The sequence below is a fragment of the Salegentibacter agarivorans genome (genome assembly GCF_900113135.1).
GTDB classification, from domain to species: Bacteria; Bacteroidota; Bacteroidia; order Flavobacteriales; family Flavobacteriaceae; genus Salegentibacter; species Salegentibacter agarivorans.
Genome location: NZ_FOOH01000010.1, coordinates 124035 through 147523 on the forward strand (window position 1 = coordinate 124035; position 23489 = coordinate 147523).

The 23489-nt window shown below is 35.7% G+C and carries 15 protein-coding genes; 11 read left to right on the forward strand and 4 right to left on the reverse strand.

What is annotated here, in order from left to right; genetic code table 11:
* Positions 1-162: 162 nt before the first annotated feature.
* Positions 163-828: a class I SAM-dependent methyltransferase gene (locus BM084_RS09285; RefSeq protein ID WP_075325021.1), complete on the reverse strand. Its 666-nt coding sequence runs from the start codon at positions 826-828 to the stop codon at positions 163-165.
* Positions 829-1407: 579 nt separating this feature from the next.
* Between BM084_RS09285 and BM084_RS09290 the strand changes: the two genes are divergently transcribed.
* From BM084_RS09290 to BM084_RS09310, 5 genes are all read left to right on the forward strand, one after another.
* Positions 1408-2358 carry a glycerophosphodiester phosphodiesterase family protein gene (locus tag BM084_RS09290; protein ID WP_093304463.1) on the forward strand — a complete coding sequence of 317 codons (951 nt, stop codon included), beginning with the start codon at positions 1408-1410 and terminating at the stop codon, positions 2356-2358.
* A 126-nt stretch (positions 2359-2484) separates the two neighbouring features.
* A complete protein-coding gene (locus tag BM084_RS09295; RefSeq protein ID WP_075325019.1) occupies positions 2485-4299 on the forward strand; it encodes a glycoside hydrolase family 2 protein in 1815 nt (604 codons plus the stop codon).
* A 328-nt stretch (positions 4300-4627) separates the two neighbouring features.
* Positions 4628-5659 (forward strand): LacI family DNA-binding transcriptional regulator, encoded by a 1032-nt coding sequence (locus BM084_RS09300; RefSeq protein WP_093304465.1) that lies wholly within the window; start codon positions 4628-4630, stop codon positions 5657-5659.
* A 129-nt stretch (positions 5660-5788) separates the two neighbouring features.
* Positions 5789-6964: a glycoside hydrolase family 76 protein gene (locus tag BM084_RS09305; protein ID WP_075327860.1), complete on the forward strand. Its 1176-nt coding sequence runs from the start codon at positions 5789-5791 to the stop codon at positions 6962-6964.
* 26 nt (positions 6965-6990) lie between these two features.
* Positions 6991-9195, forward strand: a complete 2205-nt coding sequence (locus tag BM084_RS09310; RefSeq protein ID WP_075325017.1) for a GH92 family glycosyl hydrolase — start codon at positions 6991-6993, stop codon at positions 9193-9195.
* A 102-nt stretch (positions 9196-9297) separates the two neighbouring features.
* Here the strand turns inward: BM084_RS09310 and BM084_RS09315 are convergent, their stop codons facing one another.
* From BM084_RS09315 to BM084_RS09325, 3 genes are all read right to left on the reverse strand, one after another.
* A complete protein-coding gene (locus tag BM084_RS09315) occupies positions 9298-11136 on the reverse strand; it encodes a glycoside hydrolase family 76 protein (protein ID WP_093304467.1) in 1839 nt (612 codons plus the stop codon).
* A 132-nt stretch (positions 11137-11268) separates the two neighbouring features.
* A complete protein-coding gene (locus tag BM084_RS09320) occupies positions 11269-12096 on the reverse strand; it encodes a 3-keto-disaccharide hydrolase (RefSeq protein ID WP_083634118.1) in 828 nt (275 codons plus the stop codon).
* Positions 12097-12142: 46 nt separating this feature from the next.
* On the reverse strand, positions 12143-13618 hold the full coding sequence (locus tag BM084_RS09325; RefSeq protein WP_093304469.1) for a Gfo/Idh/MocA family protein: 1476 nt from the start codon (positions 13616-13618) through the stop codon (positions 12143-12145).
* A 690-nt stretch (positions 13619-14308) separates the two neighbouring features.
* Here BM084_RS09325 and BM084_RS09330 point away from each other — a divergent pair.
* The 6 genes from BM084_RS09330 (at position 14309) to BM084_RS09355 (ending at position 23481) form a co-directional block, all read left to right on the forward strand.
* Complete coding sequence (locus tag BM084_RS09330) at positions 14309-17371, forward strand: SusC/RagA family TonB-linked outer membrane protein (protein WP_075325014.1); 3063 nt, start codon at positions 14309-14311, stop codon at positions 17369-17371.
* Positions 17372-17382: 11 nt separating this feature from the next.
* On the forward strand, positions 17383-18999 hold the full coding sequence (locus BM084_RS09335) for a RagB/SusD family nutrient uptake outer membrane protein (protein WP_093304471.1): 1617 nt from the start codon (positions 17383-17385) through the stop codon (positions 18997-18999).
* A gap of 11 nt (positions 19000-19010) precedes the next feature.
* Positions 19011-19811 (forward strand): discoidin domain-containing protein, encoded by an 801-nt coding sequence (locus BM084_RS09340; RefSeq protein ID WP_093304473.1) that lies wholly within the window; start codon positions 19011-19013, stop codon positions 19809-19811.
* 325 nt (positions 19812-20136) lie between these two features.
* A complete protein-coding gene (locus BM084_RS09345; RefSeq protein WP_177195686.1) occupies positions 20137-20811 on the forward strand; it encodes a basic secretory protein-like protein in 675 nt (224 codons plus the stop codon).
* Positions 20812-20881: 70 nt separating this feature from the next.
* Positions 20882-22315, forward strand: coding sequence for a glycoside hydrolase family 125 protein (locus BM084_RS09350; protein ID WP_093304475.1), 1434 nt, complete (start codon positions 20882-20884; stop codon positions 22313-22315).
* A 41-nt stretch (positions 22316-22356) separates the two neighbouring features.
* A complete protein-coding gene (locus BM084_RS09355; protein ID WP_037317837.1) occupies positions 22357-23481 on the forward strand; it encodes an ROK family protein in 1125 nt (374 codons plus the stop codon).
* Positions 23482-23489: the final 8 nt, after the last annotated feature.

Genomic DNA, 23489 nt, shown 5'->3' on the forward strand with positions numbered 1-23489 from the left:
TAGGTGGCAGCTACACCTTAATTGGGTGGTTTTCAAAGAAAATATTATGAGTAGGGTCGTTCTATTTTTGAAGCTACAGTAGAGGTCACTTCTCTAATCTTTTTTTATTCTTTCTGATTGAAGTGCGTCTAAATCACTAGATCGCAAAATTTGGTTAGTTACTTATTTTACTTTGTATAGCGTTGTAACCAAAATTCCTTTAAAGCCGTGCGACTTAATTGATAATAACTGTTTCTCTTCCTCAACTAAAAAGTTAAACGGCGGCGCTAAAAGGTTTACACCACTTTGCTTTTTTAGTCTTATTCCCTGTCCTGAGATAATATCTTTATTGGGTTCAAAATCTTCTTTAGGTAAATGCTCTGTTAGAATAACATATTTATAGTCATATAACTTTTCCACTACACATTTTATTTCAGCATTCGATAAATGTTGTAGCACCTGTCTTAGAATTGCACAATCCCCTTTAGGCAAATTATCTTTTGCAATATCCAAAGTATGAAATTCTAAGTTATCGGCTTTAAACGCCTGTTTGTTATGAGTTATAAGATCTGGAACTATATCTATAGCTATATACTTTTGAGCGTACTTCACCAATTTTTTACCAATATTAAAATCGCCGCAACCCAGATCACAAACAACCGCTGGTGTTTCGATTTTTTCTAAGAAACCGGATACTATAGTTATATAGGGATTTACTACCTCAGGATGATGTGAGCCCAAACCAGAGTGAAATTCATATTTATTACCACCCCAAAGATTGTTTTCATAAATCTGCGCCATGGCAGCCTTTGTTGGCCACGGCTTTTTTATTTTTTTATTTTTTGTCATTTTAAATGATAAAAACCTGGTTATTATTCTATGGAATTGTATAGATCAAAGTAAAGAATAAAAACTGGGCCAGTTTATAGGTTTTTGGCTTTAAAATACCTTTTTTATCTTCATAATTTACTGGCGGTCTGTTATAAAGAAATTCTTACTTCCTAAGTTCTTATTTTTCATATTTTTTGTTTTGCACAGAAACCTATAGAAACCAAATGGCAGACCGAAGATTCTCTGAAGATCCTGGGACTTACTGAAATCCGCCAGAGAGATAGTTTCAGAAATAATCGATTAATCCCAACAGAAAATCAAGAAAAATACTAAAACGTTTTAGTATTTTTCTTAGTTTTATTGTTTCCGTTTAAAAATCAAAATAAAAAAGACAGAGGAGACATCATTAAAACTTGCTTTGCAGCAGAACTTTGAAGATTTACTTTTAGATCGTACTGTAATCCTCATAAAAACATTTCGGTAAACCAGCAAATTACCGGGAAACGTATTAGCCCAGGGAACTGAAATCCATAATTCAGAGGTTTGTTTCTGAATTTATTACTTATATAATTTAATTCAATTGAAAATTACCGAATAATGAAAAAAAGTATATTTTATCTATTTACGTTTTGTATCGTTTCATTTTGTATAACAGGGTGTAAGGTAAAGCAGGAATCATCTTCTTCGCCTGCTGAAGTTGTTATTAAGTCATTTCCTAAATTTTTAAATGAAGCTCATAGAGGGGCAAGCGGCCTTAAGCCTGAGAATACGATTGTTGCAATGACTAAAGCTATAGAAGAGGGAGCAAACGTAATTGAATTGGATGTACATATAAGTAAGGATAAAAAGGTAGTAGTGACCCATGATCCTCGTATAAATCGGTCAATTAGTTTATTGCCTAATGGTGAGGAATTGGAAGAGGGAAATGCTGAAGAATATGCTGTCTACCAGATGAATTATGCTGATATTCGAAAGTATGATGTAGGTAGCAAGTTTTACTCAAGAAATGGTCAAAAGACAACAAAAGCTCACATACCATTACTCAGTGTACTTATAGATTCGGTAGAGCAATTTGCTGCGGAAAATAAATATCCGAAAGTGATCTATAATATTGAGATTAAAGCAACTCCCGAAAAAGACGGGATTTATCAACCTGCTCCCCCAGAGTTTATAGACCTGATAATGGAAGTTATAAGAGAACAAGATTTAGGCTATGACAGGTATTATTTACAATCGTTTGATTTTAGACTGCTTCAGCAAATTAAGAAGGATTATCCTCAGGTTATAACTGCATTCTTAACCGGTAATAAAGAAAATTCACTGGAAGAAAATATAAATAAACTTGGGTTTACCCCCCAGATTTATAGTCCAAATTTTAATTTGGTAAAGCCAGATCTTGTAGAAAAAAGTCACAAAGCCGGGATGAAGCTTGTACCGTGGACAGTGAACGCGGAAGCTGATATGGAAAGATTAATTGACCTTGGTGTAGATGGAATTATTACTGATTACCCTAATCGGTTAAATCAATTAATACAACACTCAAAGTAAAAAAGTTCACATTTCTTCTGAATAAATAATTGAGGCTCAAATAATTTAAAACCCGTTTATTATCCATATTTTGATTAAATATTTCGGTTTTAGTTTAATAAATCATAACTCCTAAAATTAAAAATTATGAAGTTGATAAAAGTAAGTGTTTTCTCCTTTTTAGTACTATTCTCATATTCTATGTTTTCCCAATGGCAGCCTGCCGGGGATAAATTAAAAACGGAATGGGCGAGCGAGCTTGATCCTGAAAATATCTTACCAGAATATCCACGCCCAATTATGAAGCGTGAACAATGGAAAAATTTAAATGGCCTTTGGGACTACAGTATTACAGATAAAAATAGTGCTCCTTCTAAAATTAATGATGGAGAAATATTAGTGCCATTCGCGGTTGAATCCAGCCTATCTGGAGTAATGAAAAGGGTAGAACCGTCACAGGTTTTATGGTATAAAAGAAATTTCACCATACCAACAGAATGGGATGGTCAACGAATTAATTTAAATTTTGGTGCGGTAGATTGGAAAGCCGATGTATGGATAAACGATATAAAAATTGGAAGTCATACAGGAGGATATGTACCGTTTTCCTTTGATATAACTCCTTTTTTAACAAAAGGAGAGCAGGAAATAAGTGTGAAAGTGTGGGACCCTACAAATGAGGGGCCGCAGCCTAGAGGAAAACAAGTTAGAGAACCAGAAGGAATATATTATACACCTGTAACGGGCATATGGCAAACCGTATGGTTAGAACCAATGAACCCTAAAAGCTTTAAAAAAATCAATTTCACTCCTAATATTGATAATAACACGGTTAAATTGGAGGCCGAGACTACAAATTTAGAAACTGGAGATATTATTGAGGTTATAGTTTTAGAAGACGATAAAGAAATTACTAGGGCAAAATTCGCCGCTGGAGAAAGTTTAGAGATCCTATTGGAGGATCCAAAACTATGGTTTCCTGAGACTCCTTTTTTATACCGAACTATTGTTAAGCTAATAAGTAATAAAGAGACCGTAGATGAGGTAAAGAGCTATTTTGCAATGCGTAAAATTTCTAAAAAAAGAGATGAAAATGGGATAGTTAGAATGCAGTTAAATAATGAAGATTACTTTCATTTTGGGCCTTTGGACCAGGGTTGGTGGCCAGATGGTCTCTATACAGCTCCTACCGATGAAGCTTTGAAATACGATATTTTAAAGACAAAGGAGATGGGGTATAATATGATACGAAAACACGTTAAAGTTGAACCAGCTCGTTGGTATACCCATTGTGATGAACTGGGCATCTTAGTATGGCAGGATATGCCAAGCGGAGATGAACAAAAAGACTGGCAAATGCGGAAATATTTTGAGGGTAATGAATTGGTAAGGTCTAATGAATCAGAAGAAATTTTTAGAAAAGAGTGGCAGGAAATCCTTGATTATCTTATGCCATATCCAAGTATTGTTGTTTGGGTTCCATTTAATGAAGCCTGGGGGCAGTTTAAGACAAAAGAAATTACAGAATGGACCAGTAATTACGATTCAACCAGACTTATAAATTCTGCTAGTGGGGGGAACCATTTTCAAACAGGAGATATTCTGGATTTACATCAATACCCAGACCCGCAATTATATTTATACGATGCAAATAGGGTTACTGTTTTAGGCGAATATGGCGGAATTGGATTCCCTATGGAAGACCATCTTTGGGCAAGTGATAAAAATTGGGGTTATGTAGAATTTAAAAGTAGTAAGGAAGTTACTGATAAATATATTGAATATGCAGAAACCCTAAAAGATCTTGTTCGTTCCGGTTTTTCTGCTGCTGTATATACGCAAACCACAGATGTGGAAGGGGAGGTAAACGGTTTAATGACTTACGATCGTAAAAAAGATAAAATGAATATTAAAAGAATTAGAAAAGTAAATCAGGAAGTGATAAATATCCTGAAAGATTAGTTTTATGGTTTTCATAAAACTTGCTTTAAAGAAATAACATTTTGGAATTTGACTTTAAGAAAATATCGGTTTTTTAAATAAAGAGCCGAAATTTTCTTTTTATATCCTAATCGTAAAAATATGTAAAAAGCAAATTTTTCGGTTTTTTTCTTTATTTTACTTAAAGATTCTAATCAAAAAGGCATATTGATAGAGTTTTATTCCTCTAATAATAGTAATTTAATTAATTATTCTTATTTTCTTTGTTGAACAGTGAAATTTAATATTAATTAAATCCGGCTTAAGAAGATTTCAAGCCAGGGTGCATATTATTAACAGGGGCATATTTATGAAAAAAGCTAAAAAACATTCTGTAAAAGGAATTGCAGAAAAATTAAACATTTCACCTACTACTGTATCTTTTGTTCTTAATGGGAAAGCTAAAGAGAAGAAGATATCTGATGAGATGATAGAAAGGGTTTTAGCTTACGTAAAAGAAATAAATTATAAACCCAATCAACTTGCACAAAGTTTACGTACAGGAAAATCCAAGATTATAGTTTTTATGGTAGAAGATATTTCAAACCATTTCTTCGCCAGTATAGCCCGAAAAATAGAAGATCTGGCCTACGAACAGGATTATAAGGTACTCTTTTGTAGTAACGAGAATAAAGATAAAAAATCCAGGGATCTTATTCAGCTTTTTAAAGATAGACAGGTAGATGGGTATATTATAAACCCTAGTCCTGGGATAAAAAAGGATATAGAAGCTTTAATCCAGGAGGATATCCCTGTGATATTATTTGACCGTTATTTTCCAGGTTTAAAAACTCATTTTGTGGGTATAGATAATGAAGAAGCCTCCTACAAAGCGACGCTTCATTTAATTGAGAATGGTTTTAAAAAAATTGGGTTTATTACTCTTGCCACTACACAAACTCAAATGGCAAATAGAAAAAAAGGTTATTTAAAAGCTACAAAAGAGCATGGGCTCTCAGAGAGGGTTCTGGAAATTGAGTTTGAGGCAGGGAACCCCCAGAGTAAAAAAGAACTTATCAAAGAATTTATATTTAAGGAAGACCTTGATGCTATTTATTTTTCTACAAATTATCTAACACAAAGTGGATTGGAAGTTTTCAAAGAGAATTCACCAGAGCTTATTGATAAATTTGGTATTCTGACTTTTGACGATCACGAATTTTTTAAAATCCACACCCCTACAATTTCAGCAATAGCTCAGCCTAAAGATGCGATGGCTTCAGAACTAATGAAGTTAATGTTGATGCTACTTAAGAAGTCAACTAAAGATTTACCTCCTAAAGAGATTATATTAAAAACGGAGTTATTACCGCGTCAATCCACCCTTCTAAAAAATCATTAGTTAATTCCTTAGGAAATTTTCAGTCAAATTAACATTTTTTTAAACTAAAACGATTTAGTATATTAGCTTCAATCTTTTAGAAAGTATTATTGATAGCCGCATTAAATGCGACATAAAAATTATGTTATTATGAGAATTTTAGTTTTTGGAATCTTTTTTCTGAGCAGCCTTTTATTTTTAATTTCCTGCTCCACAGATAATGATAATCTTGAGGATATTCAGGAAGAGGAAGAAGAGGAACAACCTGTAGACCCTGGGGATGAAGAGGAAGATGAGGTAGATAATTGGGCAGAAGTTGCAGAAAACCTACAGGAAGAAACATATAGTGTTTATTTGGCCTCCAATGGAACTTTTCGGCAGGATAATGAAGGTAATGAGAACTTTAACTATTGGTGGAATGCTCATATGCTGGATGTTCTAATTGATGGTTACCAGAGAACAGGAGATGAGTCTTACCTTCCAAAAATGAAGTCTTTGCTGGAAGGAATTAAAATTAAAAATGGGAATAAATATGAAAACGTCTTTATAGACGATATGGAGTGGCTTGGGATTGCCTGTCTACGTGCTTACAAGCTTACGAATGATGAGCAATACAAGGAAGTGGCAGATTTGCTATGGGAAGAAGTGAAAAAAGGATGGAGTGATGTACACGGCGGAGGTATTGCCTGGAAAACAGATACTCCCAATAGTAAAAACGCCTGTTCTAACGGCCCAGCTGCAATATTTGCTCTTTATCTTTATGAAATTGACCAGGACCAGGAAGATTTGGAATGGGCAAAGAAAATTTACCAGTGGTTAAACGATACCCTGGTAGATCCGGAATCAGGTTTGGTATGGGATAACATAGATTACCAGGATGGAGAAGCAGTTATAAATCGTGACTGGATATTTACTTACAATGTGGGAACTTATATTGGTGCTGCAAACTTATTGCACCAGGCCACCGGGGAAGAAATGTACTTAGAGGATGCTATAAAATCTGCGAGTTCAGTTGTAGGACCCGGTCAAATAACTACGGGTGGAGTTTTAAAAAATGAAGGCCAGGGAGACGGCGGACTTTTTAAAGGAATATTAGTTAGATATTTCACGCAACTTACCCTTAATCCCAATACTCCAGATGATAAACAGGAAGAATTCAAAGAGTTTATTCAATTTAATGCAGAAACTCTGTATCACAATGGATTAACCACTGCAGGGCTTGCGGGGCCAAATTGGAATGACGAACCCAGTGGTCGTGTAGATTTATCTACCCAACTAAGTGGCGTTATGCTCATGGAAGCTAAAGCCCTTTTAGATAGACAATAGAATTTTAAAATAATATACATCCTAAAATGAACCTAGTACAACCCCTTTATTTCCAGACAGGAAAGTTTCTTTTATTTTTCTTGTCTTTTTTATTTATCTCCTGCAATTCTACTAATCAGGATAATGAAGAAGTAGAAGATGATGAGCCTCAAAAATCTTATACTTCAATGGTTAATCCATTTATAGGAACTGCTCCTTTAACCGATCCGGAATTTATAGGTTATACACCTCCAGAAGGATGGCGGGTTTGGGCGGGATTAGTGTTTCCGGGTTCTTCTTTGCCTAATGCAATGGTTCAACTTAGTCCTATAACTGAGTATGGTACCGGTGCTGGTTATGAATATGAAGATACCGAAATACTTGGATTTACCCACACCAATAAAGGGCACTGGAATTTATGTAATATTCCAATTCTTCCGGTTTCGGGGAATGCTAAAGCTCCATTTAAATCTTCATTTTCTCATAACACAGAATCTGCATCTCCTGGGTATTACGAAGTTAACCTGGACGATTATGGAATTAAAGTAAGACTTACCTCTACGTTGAGAAGCGGATTTCACGAGTACACTTATGAAAATGAAACGGATAGAAAGATCCTTTTTGATTTGGCTAAAGCAAATCACGGGGTATCTAACTGGGAAATAACACAAGAAGATGATTATTCAATATCCGGTTTTCAGCATGTGGGAGGCGATAAAATTCATTTTTATGCAGAAAGTAATGTCAATATAAAAAAGCTTGACGTGCAAAAAATGGGAGAAAAAGATGGCTACGCTATTTTAAGTTTAGAAGATGGGAAGAATCCTGTGAGCCTAAAAATTGGTTTATCTTATGTAAATACTGAAAATGCTGCTCAAAATTTAAAAGAAGAAATTGGTAAAGCTGATTTTGAGGAGATTAAAAAACGTGCGAATAATACCTGGGAAGATTTACTTAAAACTATTGAAGTTACAGGAGGAAATGAAAAACAAAACGAAATGTTTTATTCTTCATTTTACCGTTCTTTTTTATGGCCGGCACTTAGAAGCGATGTGAATGGTGAATTTAAAGATGTAAAAGGAGAAATTCAGAAAAAAGATTTTAATTACTATACCAACCCTTCTTTTTGGGATACTTACCGAAATAAACTGGTACTTTTAAGTATTGTTTCTCCTGAAGTAACTACCGATATTATTAAAACCTTAATTGATAAAGGTGAAAAAACAGGTTTTATCCCCACATTTTTTCACGGGGATCATGCAGCACCTTTCATTGCCGGGACTTATTTAAGAGGAAATTCAAGCTTTGATGTAGAAAAGGCTTATGAACTCTTACTGAATAACGCTTATAAAGATGGTGGTCCCAGGCCACATATTAAAGAATACATTGAGAAGGGTTATATTTCAGATCCAGACGTGAAGAACCCTGAAGTAGAAACCAAAGCCAAAGCTGGAGTTTCAAAAACTTTAGAGTATGCCTATGATGATTACTCTGTAGCACAATTAGCCAAAGCATTGGGCGATGAAGAAAAATATGAAGATTTAATAAAACGTTCTGAAAATTATAAAAACGTTTTTGATACTTCAACTAATTTTATGCGTGGAAGACTTGAAAACGGAGATTGGATTAGTCCATTTGATACCGAATATCCTTATTATGAATATATGTACCGTGAGGCCAATGCTTGGCAGGTTTCTTTTTTTGCGCCACATAATATGCCTGAATTAGTAAAACTATATGGAGGGGCAGATAAATTTGAAGAAAAATTAGATTCTTTATTTACGTTGCCCTGGAATCCAGACCATATAGCGAGAAATGTTGCCAGTTTTATAGGTCAATATTCTCACGGCAATCAACCTGCACATGAAGCGCCATTTTCCTATTATTTTGTAGATAAACCTGAAAAATCTCAGGAGATTATTGATGAAATTCTTGGAGATTTCTACGGAGTTGGGGAAGATGGCCTGGCGCTTTCAGGAATGGATGATGCGGGTGAAATGTCTGCCTGGTATGTTTTTTCAGCAATGGGACTATATCCCTTATCTCCTGCAGATCCCGAATATTTAGTGACAGTTCCAATTTTTGAGGAAGTTAAATGGAACCTTCCTAACGGTAAAACACTCACAATAGATAGGGCAAATTCAGGTAGAAATCTAAAGCAAATAATGGTAAACGATGAGGAGCTGAAAGGCTACTTTATATCTCATGATTTGTTTAAAAGTGGGGGAGAAGTAGAGATAATAACAGAATAAAATGTAACTTTTGTTGAATAGGTCCCGGCGAAGTATCTAATGTTTTTCCGGGACCTATTTTATTTCCATTAAGAATTAGACGTTATAGCATTCGGTGATGAATTATCCTTGCTTCAAAAAGTTTGATAAGCTTAAAACTACACGTTCAAAAATTAATTTATGTGCTTCATCATTTAAATGTATGCCATCTCCACTATCATAATCCTTTTTAATAAGATTTTTTTCTGTAGCAAAACAGGTCCATAGATCAATGATGAATTCTTTATCAAAGTATGCATAAGTAGCATCTACCATATCTTTTTGAATATTAACTTTTGCCTTTTCAAAATTTCTGGGTTGTGGAGTGGTTACCCATACCGGAATTTCATTTTTAATAGAATTAAATATTTTCTGGTAATTTTCTAATTGTTCTGGAGTATTGCGGCCTTCTGCAGCATCATTAGATGGTAAGTTAATTATAATAGCTTCGGGATTATAAGAAAGTGCCTTAGAGATATTTTTATCGGGGTGGCCATCAGGAAGAAGATCTGCTGTGGTGAACCCCCCCTTTGCCAGGTTAATAACCTTAAAATTAGTATCGCTTTCCTGAAGGTAGTCTATAAATCTTGGTACCCATGCATTTTCTTTTTTGGTGGGTCCTATTCCTTCCGCTGTAGAAGATCCAAGCACTACAATTACAATTTCTTCTTTAGATAAAGTTGTAAAATGAGGCTTTTTATAAATTGCCTCGTTTTGTTGGCAATACCTTTTTACATTTTCTTGTTTCAAATTTAACCTGGCAGCCATTTCCATCATCATAACCCCACTCAATTGGGTTGAAAGATCTGTTTGATTCTTCGGTTTTTGTGCCCAATTAGGACTTACTACCATTTCTTTCTTATCTAATCCAAAAGTTCTTAGAGTATTTGCATTAAAAGCTAAAAAATCTAATAGGAGTTCTTTTCTTTGGTTTGCCAGCGCGGGATTTTCTGCCAGAAGAGTTAGGTTTCTTACCAAAATCCCTTTAAATAATCCGCCGTCACCCTGGCCTTCGCTTCTTAGAATACCTTCGAAAGTAAGTTTAGGGCTCCTCATTAAAGTGTTTGTAGTTTTCCAGGCTTCCTCCAAATATTCTTTATTTCCGGTATGGTTAAACAATTGCGTAGCTGCTCCTATATAAGTTCCCTGGTTATAAGACAACACCAGATCTTTATTTATTACTGCTTCTTCATCTTGATAAGATATATTATCCCAAACCAGCCCGGTTAAAGGATCTACCAGCGTATTTTTTTGCCATTCAAAAATCTTTTTAGCCCATTCAAGTTCATCTTCGTTACTATTAATAGCATATAAATTAAGTGCTAGCAAAGCGCCCGGACCGTTAGAACAGGCATTTTTTTCTTCTGGTGTATCTGTTCTCCACATAATTCCTCCGCCGTGTACATCTGTCCATCCTTTTTTTACCTCTTCCCAAAGGTATTCTGCTACCTGTTTGTATTCTTCATCTCCCGTGGCTCGATAAGCCCTTACACAGGCAATTCCCAGCCATTCCATATCATCATTAAAGTAAATTTGAAAATTATCCTGATTGGAATTTTTTATTCCCCTAACCAGATCTTTAATCTTTGGTAAATAAGATTCGTCCTTTGTTCTTAAATAACCATCAATTAAAATGTCTACCATATGAGCATTCCACCAGTAATGAAATTTATTTTGTTCCTTATTATCCTGAGTAAACACTCCATTTTCTCCCAGGTAATTTTTATAGGTAGTCTCCTGAAGAGAATTGGCAAGGTGAGACCATTTGTTATTATTTTCTAGAGTAACCAATTTGGAAGGTACTGAAGTTGGTTTTTCTTTTCCAAAAACCAGGCTATGAGCGCCGAGTGTAATTAATATGAAAATTGGTGCGAAGGGTTTTAAGAGCCCAGCTAAACTTAGATTTGAAGATGTAAATTTCATAATAGAAGAATAAATAATTTTAGAGATTTCTAACTTTTATATAATGAAAAACCTCTAAACTCACTGGTTTTTACCAGGAGTAAAGAGGTTCTTTTGAATTTATAATCACCGTAGGAAATGCTTATAAATTAGCTATAATTTTTTAATCTTAATGTTTCTAAACCATACATCGTCACCGTGATCTTGAAGGCCTATATAGCCTTGTTTATCTTCTCCTCCAGCATTTAAGAAGTTTTCCCAGTCTTTAAATTTACTGTCCGCTACCATTTCCTTCCACTTATCAGTCCATAGATGGTATTCTACCACATTTTCTCCGTTTTGAGAGTGAACTACCGTGCCTCTATATACAATAATAGAAGCTTTATTCCATTCTCCAACTGGCTTGGCATTTTGAGGTTCAGCGGGTATTAGGTCATATAAAGAGGCTGACTGTCTATTTCCATTTTTTCCCAATCTTGCATCAGGATGTTTTTCATTATCCAATATCTGAAATTCAGGAGCTGAGGTATAAATAGGTTCGCCATCAATTTCTTCCGCCAGGTAAAAGATCCCGCTATTTCCACCTTCAGAAACCTTCCATTCCAGGGAAAGCTCAAAATCTTTAAATTCCTCTTTGTAAATAATGTCTCCGCCACCACCGGCTTCCCCGGCTCCACTTCCCTGCACTTTTAAGGCACCGTCTTCAATAACCCATCCTTTAGGAAAGGAATCTTTTCCATAACCTCGCCAGCCATCTGTACTTTCTCCATCAAAGAGTAATTCCCAACCTTCTTCTTTTTCTTTTGCTGAAAGTTCATTTAAACCTGCTTCATCTTCTAATTCTTCTGAGTTAGCTTCTATTTGAGCATTGTCCTGGTCTTTATTTTCTTCTTTTTGATCTTTACAACTAGTAAAGATAGCGCCAAGAAGCAAGAGGGGTAGTGCGATGTTTTTCTTTTTGATTTTAGGTAAATATGTCATAGTATTTGTGATTTAAATTGTGTGATAAATTGTTTAGTTGAATGGGTTATAATTTCCAGCCTTCTCTGTAATTATGTTTAATATATTGTTCGGCTGCTTCTCTCGCATTAATGGTAGCATACTGGGTATTAAATTTTGGATCGCCATCTACCACAGTGAATTTATCGGTAGTTACTACCTTAATTTCTTCACTTTCTCCAATATTGGTGATTTTCATATTTTTTCCATCCCAATTTAATTTCTTATTCAGGTCCTGTAAACGAACAGCTAAATTCCCCATTACTACCACCTCATTAAATGGTCCCGAATAACCGAAGTGAGAACTTGCCTCACGGCGGTTGTTTTTAGATTCTTTACATGCTCTTACCCAATCCATCTCATGGCTGGTTTCAACACGCGGAATCACTTTTTTAGTTTGAGGTGGATTGTCTTCTCTTCCTATTATATAAGGATCACGACCATAGGTTCCGCAAATAATGGTTCCTTTGGTTCCAACTACCATAGCTCCGCCATCATTATCACCAAGCACTTTTCCTGGTTTAATACCTTCTGGTCTCTCAGGCAGTAATCCGCCATCATACCAGGTTAATTTTAATTCAGGTCTATTTATTTTATTCAGTTTAGATTGTTCAGGGAAGTAATAAATTACTTTTTCTGCTATGGGAGCACTTTCAGTATTTACCTGGGAAGAGCTACCTTGAAAGGCTGTAGGATGATCCAAATCTAGCGCGAAATATACCGGGTCCATAATATGACAGCCCATATCACCTAATGCGCCAGTTCCAAAATCCCACCATGCTCTCCAATTCCACGGAGTATAAGCTGGATGGTAAGGTCTGTATTCAGCCGGTCCTATAAAGAGGTCCCAATCTAGGGTAGAAGGGATAGCAGGTTCGTTTTCTGGTCTTTCTAATCCTTGTGGCCAAATGGGACGGTTGGTCCAACAATGTGCTTCTATAGGATCACCAATTTCGCCATTCCGAATCCATTCCGCAAAAAGCCGGGTGCCTTCGCCCGAATGTCCCTGGTTACCCATTTGGGTAGCTACACCTGTTTCCTTTGCCAGTTCTGTAAGATATCGAGATTCATAAATAGAATGGGTAAGGGGTTTTTGCAGGTAAACATGTTTACCCATTTTCATACTTTCAGCAGCTGTAACTGCGTGAGTATGATCGGGGGTTGCAATTACTACCGCATCAATATCATCACCCATAGTTTCTAACATCTTACGATAATCTTTAAACTTTTTGGCTTTGGGATAATCGTTAAAAGCTCTTTGAGCATATTTCCAATCTACATCACAAAGGGCTACAATATTTTCCCCGGCCATTTCTCTTAGATTAGCTCTTCCCATACCACCTACACCAATTCCAGCAATATTTAAAGTATCACTCGGTGCTTTGTAGCCAACTCCCCCAAGTACGTGTCTTGGAACAATAGAAATACCGGCGGCAACTGTGGCGGTACGGCTTATAAACTTTCTTCTTGAAAGTTTATTTAAATCCTTATTTTTTTTATCCATTTTAATTGGTTTAAAAAGTTAATCGTTTAAACTATTTGTATTTAAGTTTGTGAAAATCATAAGGGAATTAGAGCTTCCATCAAGATGAGAAAAGTTCTTTGTGTAGTATCTTCTTGATAAATAGTGAGAATATTTAAGAAGAATGTTCATTTTCTATCGGTTAAATAGGTACTTGCCTAAGTATTTACGGCTAATATACTAAAACGATTTAGCAAAACAAGAAATGGTTTAAAAAAAATCTGAGGGGGTAGAAGGGCTATTTTATTGAAGGTATATTTTTATAATATTATACTCTAATCACTTTTAGCATTTTTTGAAGCTATTAATTATGTGACTTAGGAAACTGTTGCTATATAATAGTCCGCTTATTATATTAGAAAGGAGGAATAAAAATCCCTGGCAATTATTTAAATAAATATTTCTGAATTTATATCTGTCAGAATAAAATGTTTAATAAGAGAAATAATTATTAAAATAATTGAATCTCTTTCTGGTCTTCCTTTCAGATAGTTACCATTTTATCCCTGGAAATAGAACTTTTCTTAATCTTTTTACCCCTAAACATTTATTTCACACCTACATAGAATGTTAAAATTACTAAAATTTTAAATATTATTTTTTTAACTAAACCGTTTTAGTATATTAGCTTTACTAATTTAATGTTAAATACTAACTAAACTTTAAACTAATATGGAAAAAAAGACTAGCCTGTTTGTTCGGTCTATTTACCTTCGATTGAATCTCAAATATTTTTTGTTTTTCTTATTAATGGTATTTCAGATTGCCCAGGCATATCCTTATGCGCTGAATCAAAATACGGTGACAGGAACTGTTACTGATTCTAACGGATTACCTCTTCCCGGGGTGACTGTCCAGGAAAAAGGAACGAACAATGGAGCACAGACCGATTTTGATGGGAATTACTCTATTACATTAGAAAACCAGGATGCGGTGCTGGTATTTTCTTTTGTTGGAATGCAAACGATTGAGCAAAATGTAAATGGACAATCTTTGATTGATGTTCAAATGGAAGTTAGCCAGGAATCTCTGGATGAGGTAGTATTGGTAGGGTATGGTACCCAAAATAGACGGTCTGTTACTACTTCTATTACCAAGGTGACTGAAGATGATTTTAACCAGGGAGTAGTAACTAATGCTTTATCTCTTATTCAGGGTAAAGTACCCGGATTGTCAATTACCCGACCTGCCGGAAATAACCCAAATGCAGGGACATCAATTCAGCTTAGAGGGGTTACCTCAATAACTGGTAATACAGAACCTTTAATCGTTATAGATGGTATTCCAGGTGGTAACTTAGACCTTGTACAGCAAAATGATATTGAGTCTTTTGATGTTCTTAAGAGTGGTGCTGCTTCAGCAATTTATGGAACCAGAGGAAACAATGGTGTTATACTAATAACTACCAAAAAAGGTAAATCTGGAGTAACTAGTTTTGATTATTCTACGTTTTTATCAAGAGATTTTGTAAACGCTAAACCAAATTTTTTATCTGCAGCCCAGTATAGGCAGGCTATGGAAGATGGCGTTTTCTCTTCAAATGATTTCGGATATTCTACAGATATATTTGATGAACTTGTTAACGAAGCAAACCTTAGTCAGTATCATAATTTTGTTGCTTCTGGTGGAGGCGAAAATAGTAATTACAGGGTTTCCTTATACTATAGGAATCTTGAAGGAATTGCATTGGAAAATGAAAGAGAAGAATTTGGGGTTAGAGCTAGTTTTAATCAATCCGCTTTTGACGATCGATTAAATTTTCAGTCTAGCATTGTAACTAACTTTAATAATGCTAATTTATTAGGAGGAGGTCAATTTGGTATTGTAACCGATTGGAACCCTACTGCACCTATATATGCTCCTTATTCCGTTGAAGAAGGAACCGAGTTGTATAACGAAGGAAAATTCGGTTTTTATCAGCCTCAGCGAGGATACAATCCTTTTTCGGAATATGAAAACAGGTTTAATAAGAGACAGCAGCAAACTTTTTCTGGTGATGCTAAAGCTTCCTTTGAAATTACAGAAGGTCTAATAGTAGCTGCCTTTGGGTCTTACCAACGTAATACCTGGAATGACAGGCAGTATAGATCTATTCAGGATTGGAACCAGTACAACGATGGAAGTCAGTACCTGGGAACTGGTTATGCTTATAAATCAAACTTACTGGATCATACCACTACTTTTGAGCCTACCTTAACCTTTGAACGGGAAATAGGAGATCATGCTTTTGATCTATTAGGAGGCTATAGTTACCAGTATACTACTTTGGAAACTTTTGATATGAATAACAGTGGTTTTACTACTGATGCATTTTTAGACTGGAATTTTGGTGCTGGAAACGCAATTATTGATACCGATTTACCCCGACCTGGTCTAAACAGTTTTAAAAATGATAATACGCTAATCGCGTTTTTTTCCAGAGTAAATTATTCTTTTAAAGATCGTTATTTCCTACAGGCATCTATGCGTAGAGAAGGTTCTTCTAAATTTGGAGCTAATAATAAGTGGGGTAATTTTCCTGCTGTTTCTGCTGCCTGGTTAATCTCAGATGAAGCTTTTATGGAAGATACAGACTTTGTTTCTAATCTTAAACTAAGAGCAGATTATGGTATTACCGGTAATCAGGGTATTCCCAATTATCAATCTCTGGTAACACTTGGGACCGGTGGGCGTTATCCAATTTACCCAGACTCTCCAAATGCCGATGGACAGTATATTCCAACGTTCTATCAAACCTACGGAGCTAATAAAAACCCTAACCCAGATTTAAGATGGGAAAGGAAAAAGGAATGGAACTTAGGATTGGATTTTGGGCTGTTTAATAATAGATTAACTGGTGCTTTAGATGTTTATAACCGCCGCACCGAAGATTTACTTCTAAGTTATGAAGTGCCACAACCGCCGTTTGTTCAGCGTACTATTTATACTAATGTTGGTACCATAACTAATAAAGGGGTAGAATTAGGAATGACTTTTAGAGCTATTAATTCTGAAGATTTTAGCTGGACTATAGATATGGCTGGTAGTTATCAGGAAAATGAACTAACTACACTTTCTAATGATCAATTTATTGCCAGTGAAATTTATGGAGGAAATATTGGAAACCCAGGAAATTTAGGAGATGCAATTAGAAATACCGAAGGAGGGCCAATTGGAAATTTCTACGGAAAACGTTTTGCCGGCTTCACACAAGATGGCCAATGGCTTTTTTATAAGGCCGATGGCTCTGTAGTGCCAGCCAGTGAGATTAGTCCGCGAGAAGATAATGCTATAATAGGAAACGGAATGCCTAAGTACAATGCATCCTTAACCAATACCTTTCGCTATAAGAACTTTGATCTTACTGTTTTCTTAAGAGGTAAATTTGACTATGATATTTTGAATACAGTAGACTTGTTTTATGGCAACCCAAATATTGGAGGCAATGTTTTGACTTCTGCTTTAGACCAGTATAGCCATATTAGTGAGCAGCCTCAATATTCAGATTATTACCTGGAAAGCGGCGATTTTGTAAAACTGGATAACGTAACTCTTGGATATAACTTCAAATTTGGAGAAAATAGTCCTTTCAATGCCCTTAGGGTTTATGCCAACGCACGTAACCTTGCTGTAATAACTGGATATACAGGTAGAGATCCGGAAGTTCAGGATACCGGGCTTTATCCTGGTGTAGATGATAGAAATTTCTATCCTAGAACTACTACGATTACTGCTGGTATGAATGTTAAATTTTAAACAAACAAGAAATGAAGAATTTATTAAGTATAAAAAATTTAGCCTGCTTCGCGCTAGTATTTAGTTTCTTCGGCTGTATGGATTTGGATGAGAGTCCATATTCTGAACTAGAGGAATCAAATTTCTATAATAATGAATTAGAAATTATTCAGGCTACACTAAGACCTTTTACACACATGCAGGCCTGGTTGTCCTGGTCTGGCCAAAATGGCTATTATTATCACAATGAATTATCAGCTGATCAGGTAGCCTGGCCTCAAAAAGGGCCTCATGGATTTGATGGTGGAGATCATATTAGACAACATTATCACACCTGGACTCCTCAGGAAGGGAGACTGGCCAATACCTGGAGTTTAATGTGGACTGGAGTAGGATATGTAAACTCGGCCATTACTGATATCCAAAATATTGATCCTGAATCTGCAAATATATCTCAGGAGCGTTTGGAATCTTTAGTAGCAGAATCAAAAGTTTTAAGAGCCTACCATTATATGAAATTAATGGATCTTTTTGGTAATATTCCAATTGTTACTCAAGTGGGCGAGCCCCAGAATCCAGCTACTGCATCCAGAGAAGAGGTTTTTGCCTTTGTAGAAAGTGAATTGTTGGAGAATGTAGAAAGCCTTCAGCCGTTGTCACAATCCTTACTTGGTAGAGTATCTAAAGCTGTTGGATACGCTATGTTATCTGAACTTTATCTTAATGCCGAAGTTTGGAGTGGAGAACCAAGATGGCAGGAAAGCATTGAGTATGCCGATAAAGTAATTAATGGAGAAGGTGGGGCACTCATGGGAAGTATGGCCTTAGACCAGGATCCATTAGGTCCTTTTAGTAACCAGAATGAACTTTCTCCAGAGAATATTTTCCAGTTTCCATTTAGTAGAGAAAATGGATTTGGCTATGATTGGCGCGCTTTTTATTCAGGATTCTCCAATATGGCCCCTGCATTAGATGTAAATTATTCAGGTTGGAATGCTTTTGTTGTAATTCCTTCAGCTTTTGATGAATATAAAGAGAGCGATATTAGAAAACAGGAGTGGTTTTTATTCGGACCTCAATATAGATTCGGTACAGATCAGCCAATTTTAGGATCAGAAGAATATAATGGACAGCCTTTGGTTTATGTAAACAATATTAGAAGAAATACTGAAGGCCAAACGGGAGAAGGAAGTATGACAGATGGAGAAGAGAACAGTGGTGCTCGTTTTCATAAATATCGTTCGGGAACACAAACAGATGAAAACTATTTAGAAAACGATTTTGTGATTTACAGGTTAACCGAAATGTATTTTAACAAAGCTGAAGCTTTAATGCGATTAAATGGTGGAAGTGCAACCGCTGAAGCGGTAGACCTTATTAACGAAAGTAAGAGTCGTTATTTTAATGATGAAGACTGGACTGAGGCTTCTTATACCACGGCTACTTTAACATTAGATGAGTTACTGGAAGAAAGAGGTCGTGAATTTATTTTTGAAGGGAAACGTCGTACAGATCTTATAAGATTTGGTGAATTTACCACGGGAACATGGTGGGATCACGAACCTAGTGAAGATTTTAGAACATTATATCCAATACCTCTAAGACAGGTGCAAACCAATCCTAATTTAGAACAAAATCCAGGTTATTAAAAAAATATAATATGAAGACAAAAATTTTCAATTTAAAGAATATCATCCTCGCTACTATTTTAGTAGGCCTGTTTTCCTGTGAGGGGCGCAGGGATTTCCCAGATTTGGTGGAGACTGGAGTTACTCTAGACAATACTGATATTTTACTTATTTCAGGAGAAACAGAGGAGATTAAAGCAAGATTTGTACCCAATATTTTTCCAGCCAGGGACTATGTTTGGGAGATTGGTGATCCTAGTGTTGCCGATCTTGTTATGAACGAAGATAAGTCAGTAACTATTACTGCCGTAGGAGCTGGAGAAACTGTTTTAAGAATAGTTTCTCAGGACCAGGAGAGTATAAGTGCTGAAGCACAATTAAAAGTGATTGCCTCTGCCCCGGTAGATATTACTGATGAAGCGGTAATATCTGTAAATAGAGAGAATGGCGGTGGCCCAGAGGGCAATGAAGGCTCCCTAAAATTAATTGATGGAGATTTAAATTCGAAATATTTAGCCGGTTACGAGCAACCGTTTTGGGTAAACCTTGAGTTTGAAGAAGAGAAAGTAGTGAGTTTTTATCAATTAACCTCTGGAAATGATGCACCAGATAGAGATCCGCGCGATTGGCAAATTCAGGGTTCTAATGATGGTGAAAACTGGGAAGTTTTGGATGAAAGAGTTGATCAAACTTTTAGCGGAAGAAATTTAACCAGGGAGTTTTATTTTGAGAATGAAACGGCTTATACTCATTATAGGTTTAATGTAGTAAATAATAATGGCGGAGGTCTATTCCAAATGAGTGAGTGGCGCCTATTATCAATTCCAGAATAAAGTTTTAGCCAAAGAGGTCAAACTAAGTATTTTGACCTCTTAATTTTTATCTGGTAATAATAATCCAGGATTACCTAAGAGTGAATCAATTTAAATTAAAAAGAATTTATAAATAGAAATAGTGGAGGTGAGGCAATCATGTTTTAATAGTTTTTTCATATTTAGTTGTTAGCCTAATTAATTCCACCTCCGCTTTTTCTTATATAAATTTAATACCTATTTGAAAGTATTGACAAAGCTTAGCCTTGTAATACATTAAATCTTTTCCTCTAGAAATCTTTAAAGAGAATAAAGAGCTTGGAATAGAATTGAAAGAAATTAAAAAATGAAAAATACCTGCCTGCTTATCACCTTGTTTACCCTCCTTGTGGTAATCGAAATGCAAGCTCAGCAACCTGAAGTTTTTAAGGAAAAAGATAAAACTCTAATGTTTACCAACGATTCGCCTTTTTTAGATAGCGAGGTAAAGAACGGTTTAGTAAAAACCTTCTTTAAGGTTTATCCAAAAATGGTAAAAGATTTTAATCCTGAAGCTAAGGATACCATTTATGTTAAAATTGATACTTCCTATACCGGGGTTGCCTTTGCGAACAATGGTAAAATCACAATAAGCTCCCAATGGCTTGAAAAGAAACCAAACGATTTAGATGTAATTACTCACGAAGCCATGCATATTGTACAATCCTATCCACATCAAGCGGATCCAGGGTGGCTTACCGAGGGAATTGCCGATTATGTACGTTATAAATATGGTGTTAATAATGAAGGTGCAGAATGGTTTCTGCCAGAATATTCACCCGATCAATCTTATAAAAATAGCTATAGAATAACCGCCAGGTTTTTAGCCTGGATTTCAAATAATTATAATCAGAATCTTGTTGTAACTCTGGATAGAAATATGCGGGAAAATACCTATTCCGAAGTATTATGGAAAGAACTTACGGGTGCTACACTCGATGAGTTATGGGAAGCTTACGCAGAAAATCCTGATAATATTTAATGAAAAAAAATAGCGTATATACAAGAGGAATAAGAACTATCACTATTAAGTCCTACAGAAATTTTAATATATGAAACGTAGAAAATTTATACAAAATACTGCATTAGCAGGCGGTCTAACAATGTTGGATCCATTTCATCTTAATGCTTCAGAAATAAGCGATTTTTTTAAAAAATTCCCCGTGGTTAGAACTCCTAAGGGAGATCGAAATTTCGAAAGTAAAATAATTGAAAAGGTTATTGCAGAATTTCAGAAAAATGTAAAAGACGAAGAACTGGGATGGCTTTTTAATAATTGCTTCCCTAATACTTTAGATACCACGGTAACCTATTCAGAAATAAATGGCAAACCAAACACCTATGTAATAACCGGGGATATCGATGCCATGTGGTTAAGGGATAGTGTAGCGCAGGTTTGGCCTTATATGACTTTTGTCGAGGAAGATCAAAAACTTAAAAAACTTATAGCGGGTGTTATAAACCAGCAGACTCAGTATATATTAAAAGATCCGTATGCTAATGCTTTTTATGATGATTCTGAAAAGAAAGGTGAATGGTTTAGCGATTTAACCGATATGAAGCCTGGTGTACACGAGCGTAAATGGGAGATTGATTCCCTATGTTATCCTATTAGGTTAGGTTACCATTACTGGAAATCTACTGGCGATACCAGCCCTTTCGATGATAATTGGATAAAAGCCATTGATTCTATCCTTAAGGTATTTAAAGATCAGCAAAAAAAGGATGATAGAGGCGCATATTCTTTTCAAAGAGAAACTCCAAAAGCTACCGATACCCGTGCGTTGCAGGGGTATGGCTATCCAGTTAATCCAGTAGGCCTAATTTGTTCGGCATTTAGACCTAGTGATGATGCCACGGTGTTTTCGTTTTTAATTCCTTCAAATTTCTTTGCAGTGGTTAGCCTGGAGCAAGCTGCAGAAATGTTAACAGAAATCCATGGAGAGACCGATAAAGCAAATGAACTCCTGAAGTTAAGAAAAGAGGTGAAAGAAGCTTTGGATGAGTATGCCGTTGTAGATCATAAAAAATATGGTAAGATCTACGCTTTTGAAGTGGATGGTTTTGGCAACCAATTGTTAATGGATGATGCTAATGTTCCTAGTCTCCTTTCATTACCTTATCTAGGCGCCGTAGCTGCAGATGATCCTATTTATCAAAATACAAGAGATTATATTTGGTCTAAAGACAATCCTTTCTTTTTCGAAGGCACTGCAGCTGAAGGAATAGGTGGCCCCCACGTTGCGCTAGATATGATTTGGCCTATGTCTATTACCATGAAAGGTTTAACCAGTAAGGATGATAAAGAAATTAAATGGTGTATAAATACACTTAAAAATACTCATGGAGATACTGGCTTTATGCACGAAACCTTCCATAAAGACGATCCCACAAATTTCTCCCGGGAATGGTTTGCCTGGGCCAATACGCTATTTGGAGAATTTCTTTGGAAAACTTACCAGGAAAAGCCGCATTTGTTGAAATAACAAAATTATAAAAACCGAAAATCTTACTGCTAAGTTTGCAAATGAAAATATTTCAAGACGAAAGAATAGTTTTAACATTAGATGCAGGTGGGACTAATTTTGTTTTTTCCGCTTTAAAAGGAGGAAAACCAATTACTCCACTTATCACCTTACCATCCAACTCAACAGATTTAGAAAAATGCCTGGAAAATATTATTGAAGGTTTCAAAAGAGTAAAAAAGCTTTTATTGCCAGAAAAGGCAGTGGCTATTAGTTTTGCTTTCCCAGGACCTGCAGAATACGAAAAAGGGATTATTATAAGCCCTCCAAACTTCCCCTCTTTTAAAGAGGGCGTGGCCTTGGGACCAATGTTGGAGGATTATTTTAACTTGCCTACTTATATTAATAATGACGGAGATCTTTTTACCTATGGAGAGGCTATTGGTGGCTTTCTTCCAGAGGTTAATAATGGTTTTAAAGAATTCGGAATAAAAAAAGAATTTAAAAATCTAATAGGTATTACTTTAGGAACCGGTTTTGGCGCCGGGGTTGTTATAAACCAGGAAATATGTGCAGGAGATAATTCTGCGGGGGGAGAAATTTGGTTGATGAGAAATCTCTTAGAGCCAAAAATTATTGCCGAAGAAAGTGTAAGTGTAAGGGGAATCCAATCTTACTATAAAGATTACTCTAAAGAAAGCTTTGAGTTAAGCCCAAAAGATATTTTTCAAATTGCCGTAGGAGATAAAAATGGAAATAGGGAAGCCGCAGTTATGGCTTATGATAGTGTTGCGAAAGTTGCCGCAGAAGCACTGGCCAATGTTATGAATATAATTGATGGAGGTGTAGTTATTGGTGGGGGCATAGCAGGTTCTTCTAAATTACTGTTGCCACAAATATTAGAGCATCTTAATGGAAAAATTGAGAATAGGAACAAAGACAGGTTTAATAGAATAGTATCTCAGGCTTTTTCTTTTGAAGAACAAAAAACTAAGCAGGCATTTTATAAAACTGCAATGAAAAAAATTAAAGTTCCATTTTCTACCAGGGAAATTGAATTCGTAGAAGATAAAAGAGTCCCGGTGGGTATTTCCAGGTTGGGCACCAACAATGCTACTATGTTGGGAGCTTACGCAGTAGCTTTATCGAAATCTGGAAGAGTACTGGAGAAGAAGGAGAAGGTATAACCACATAA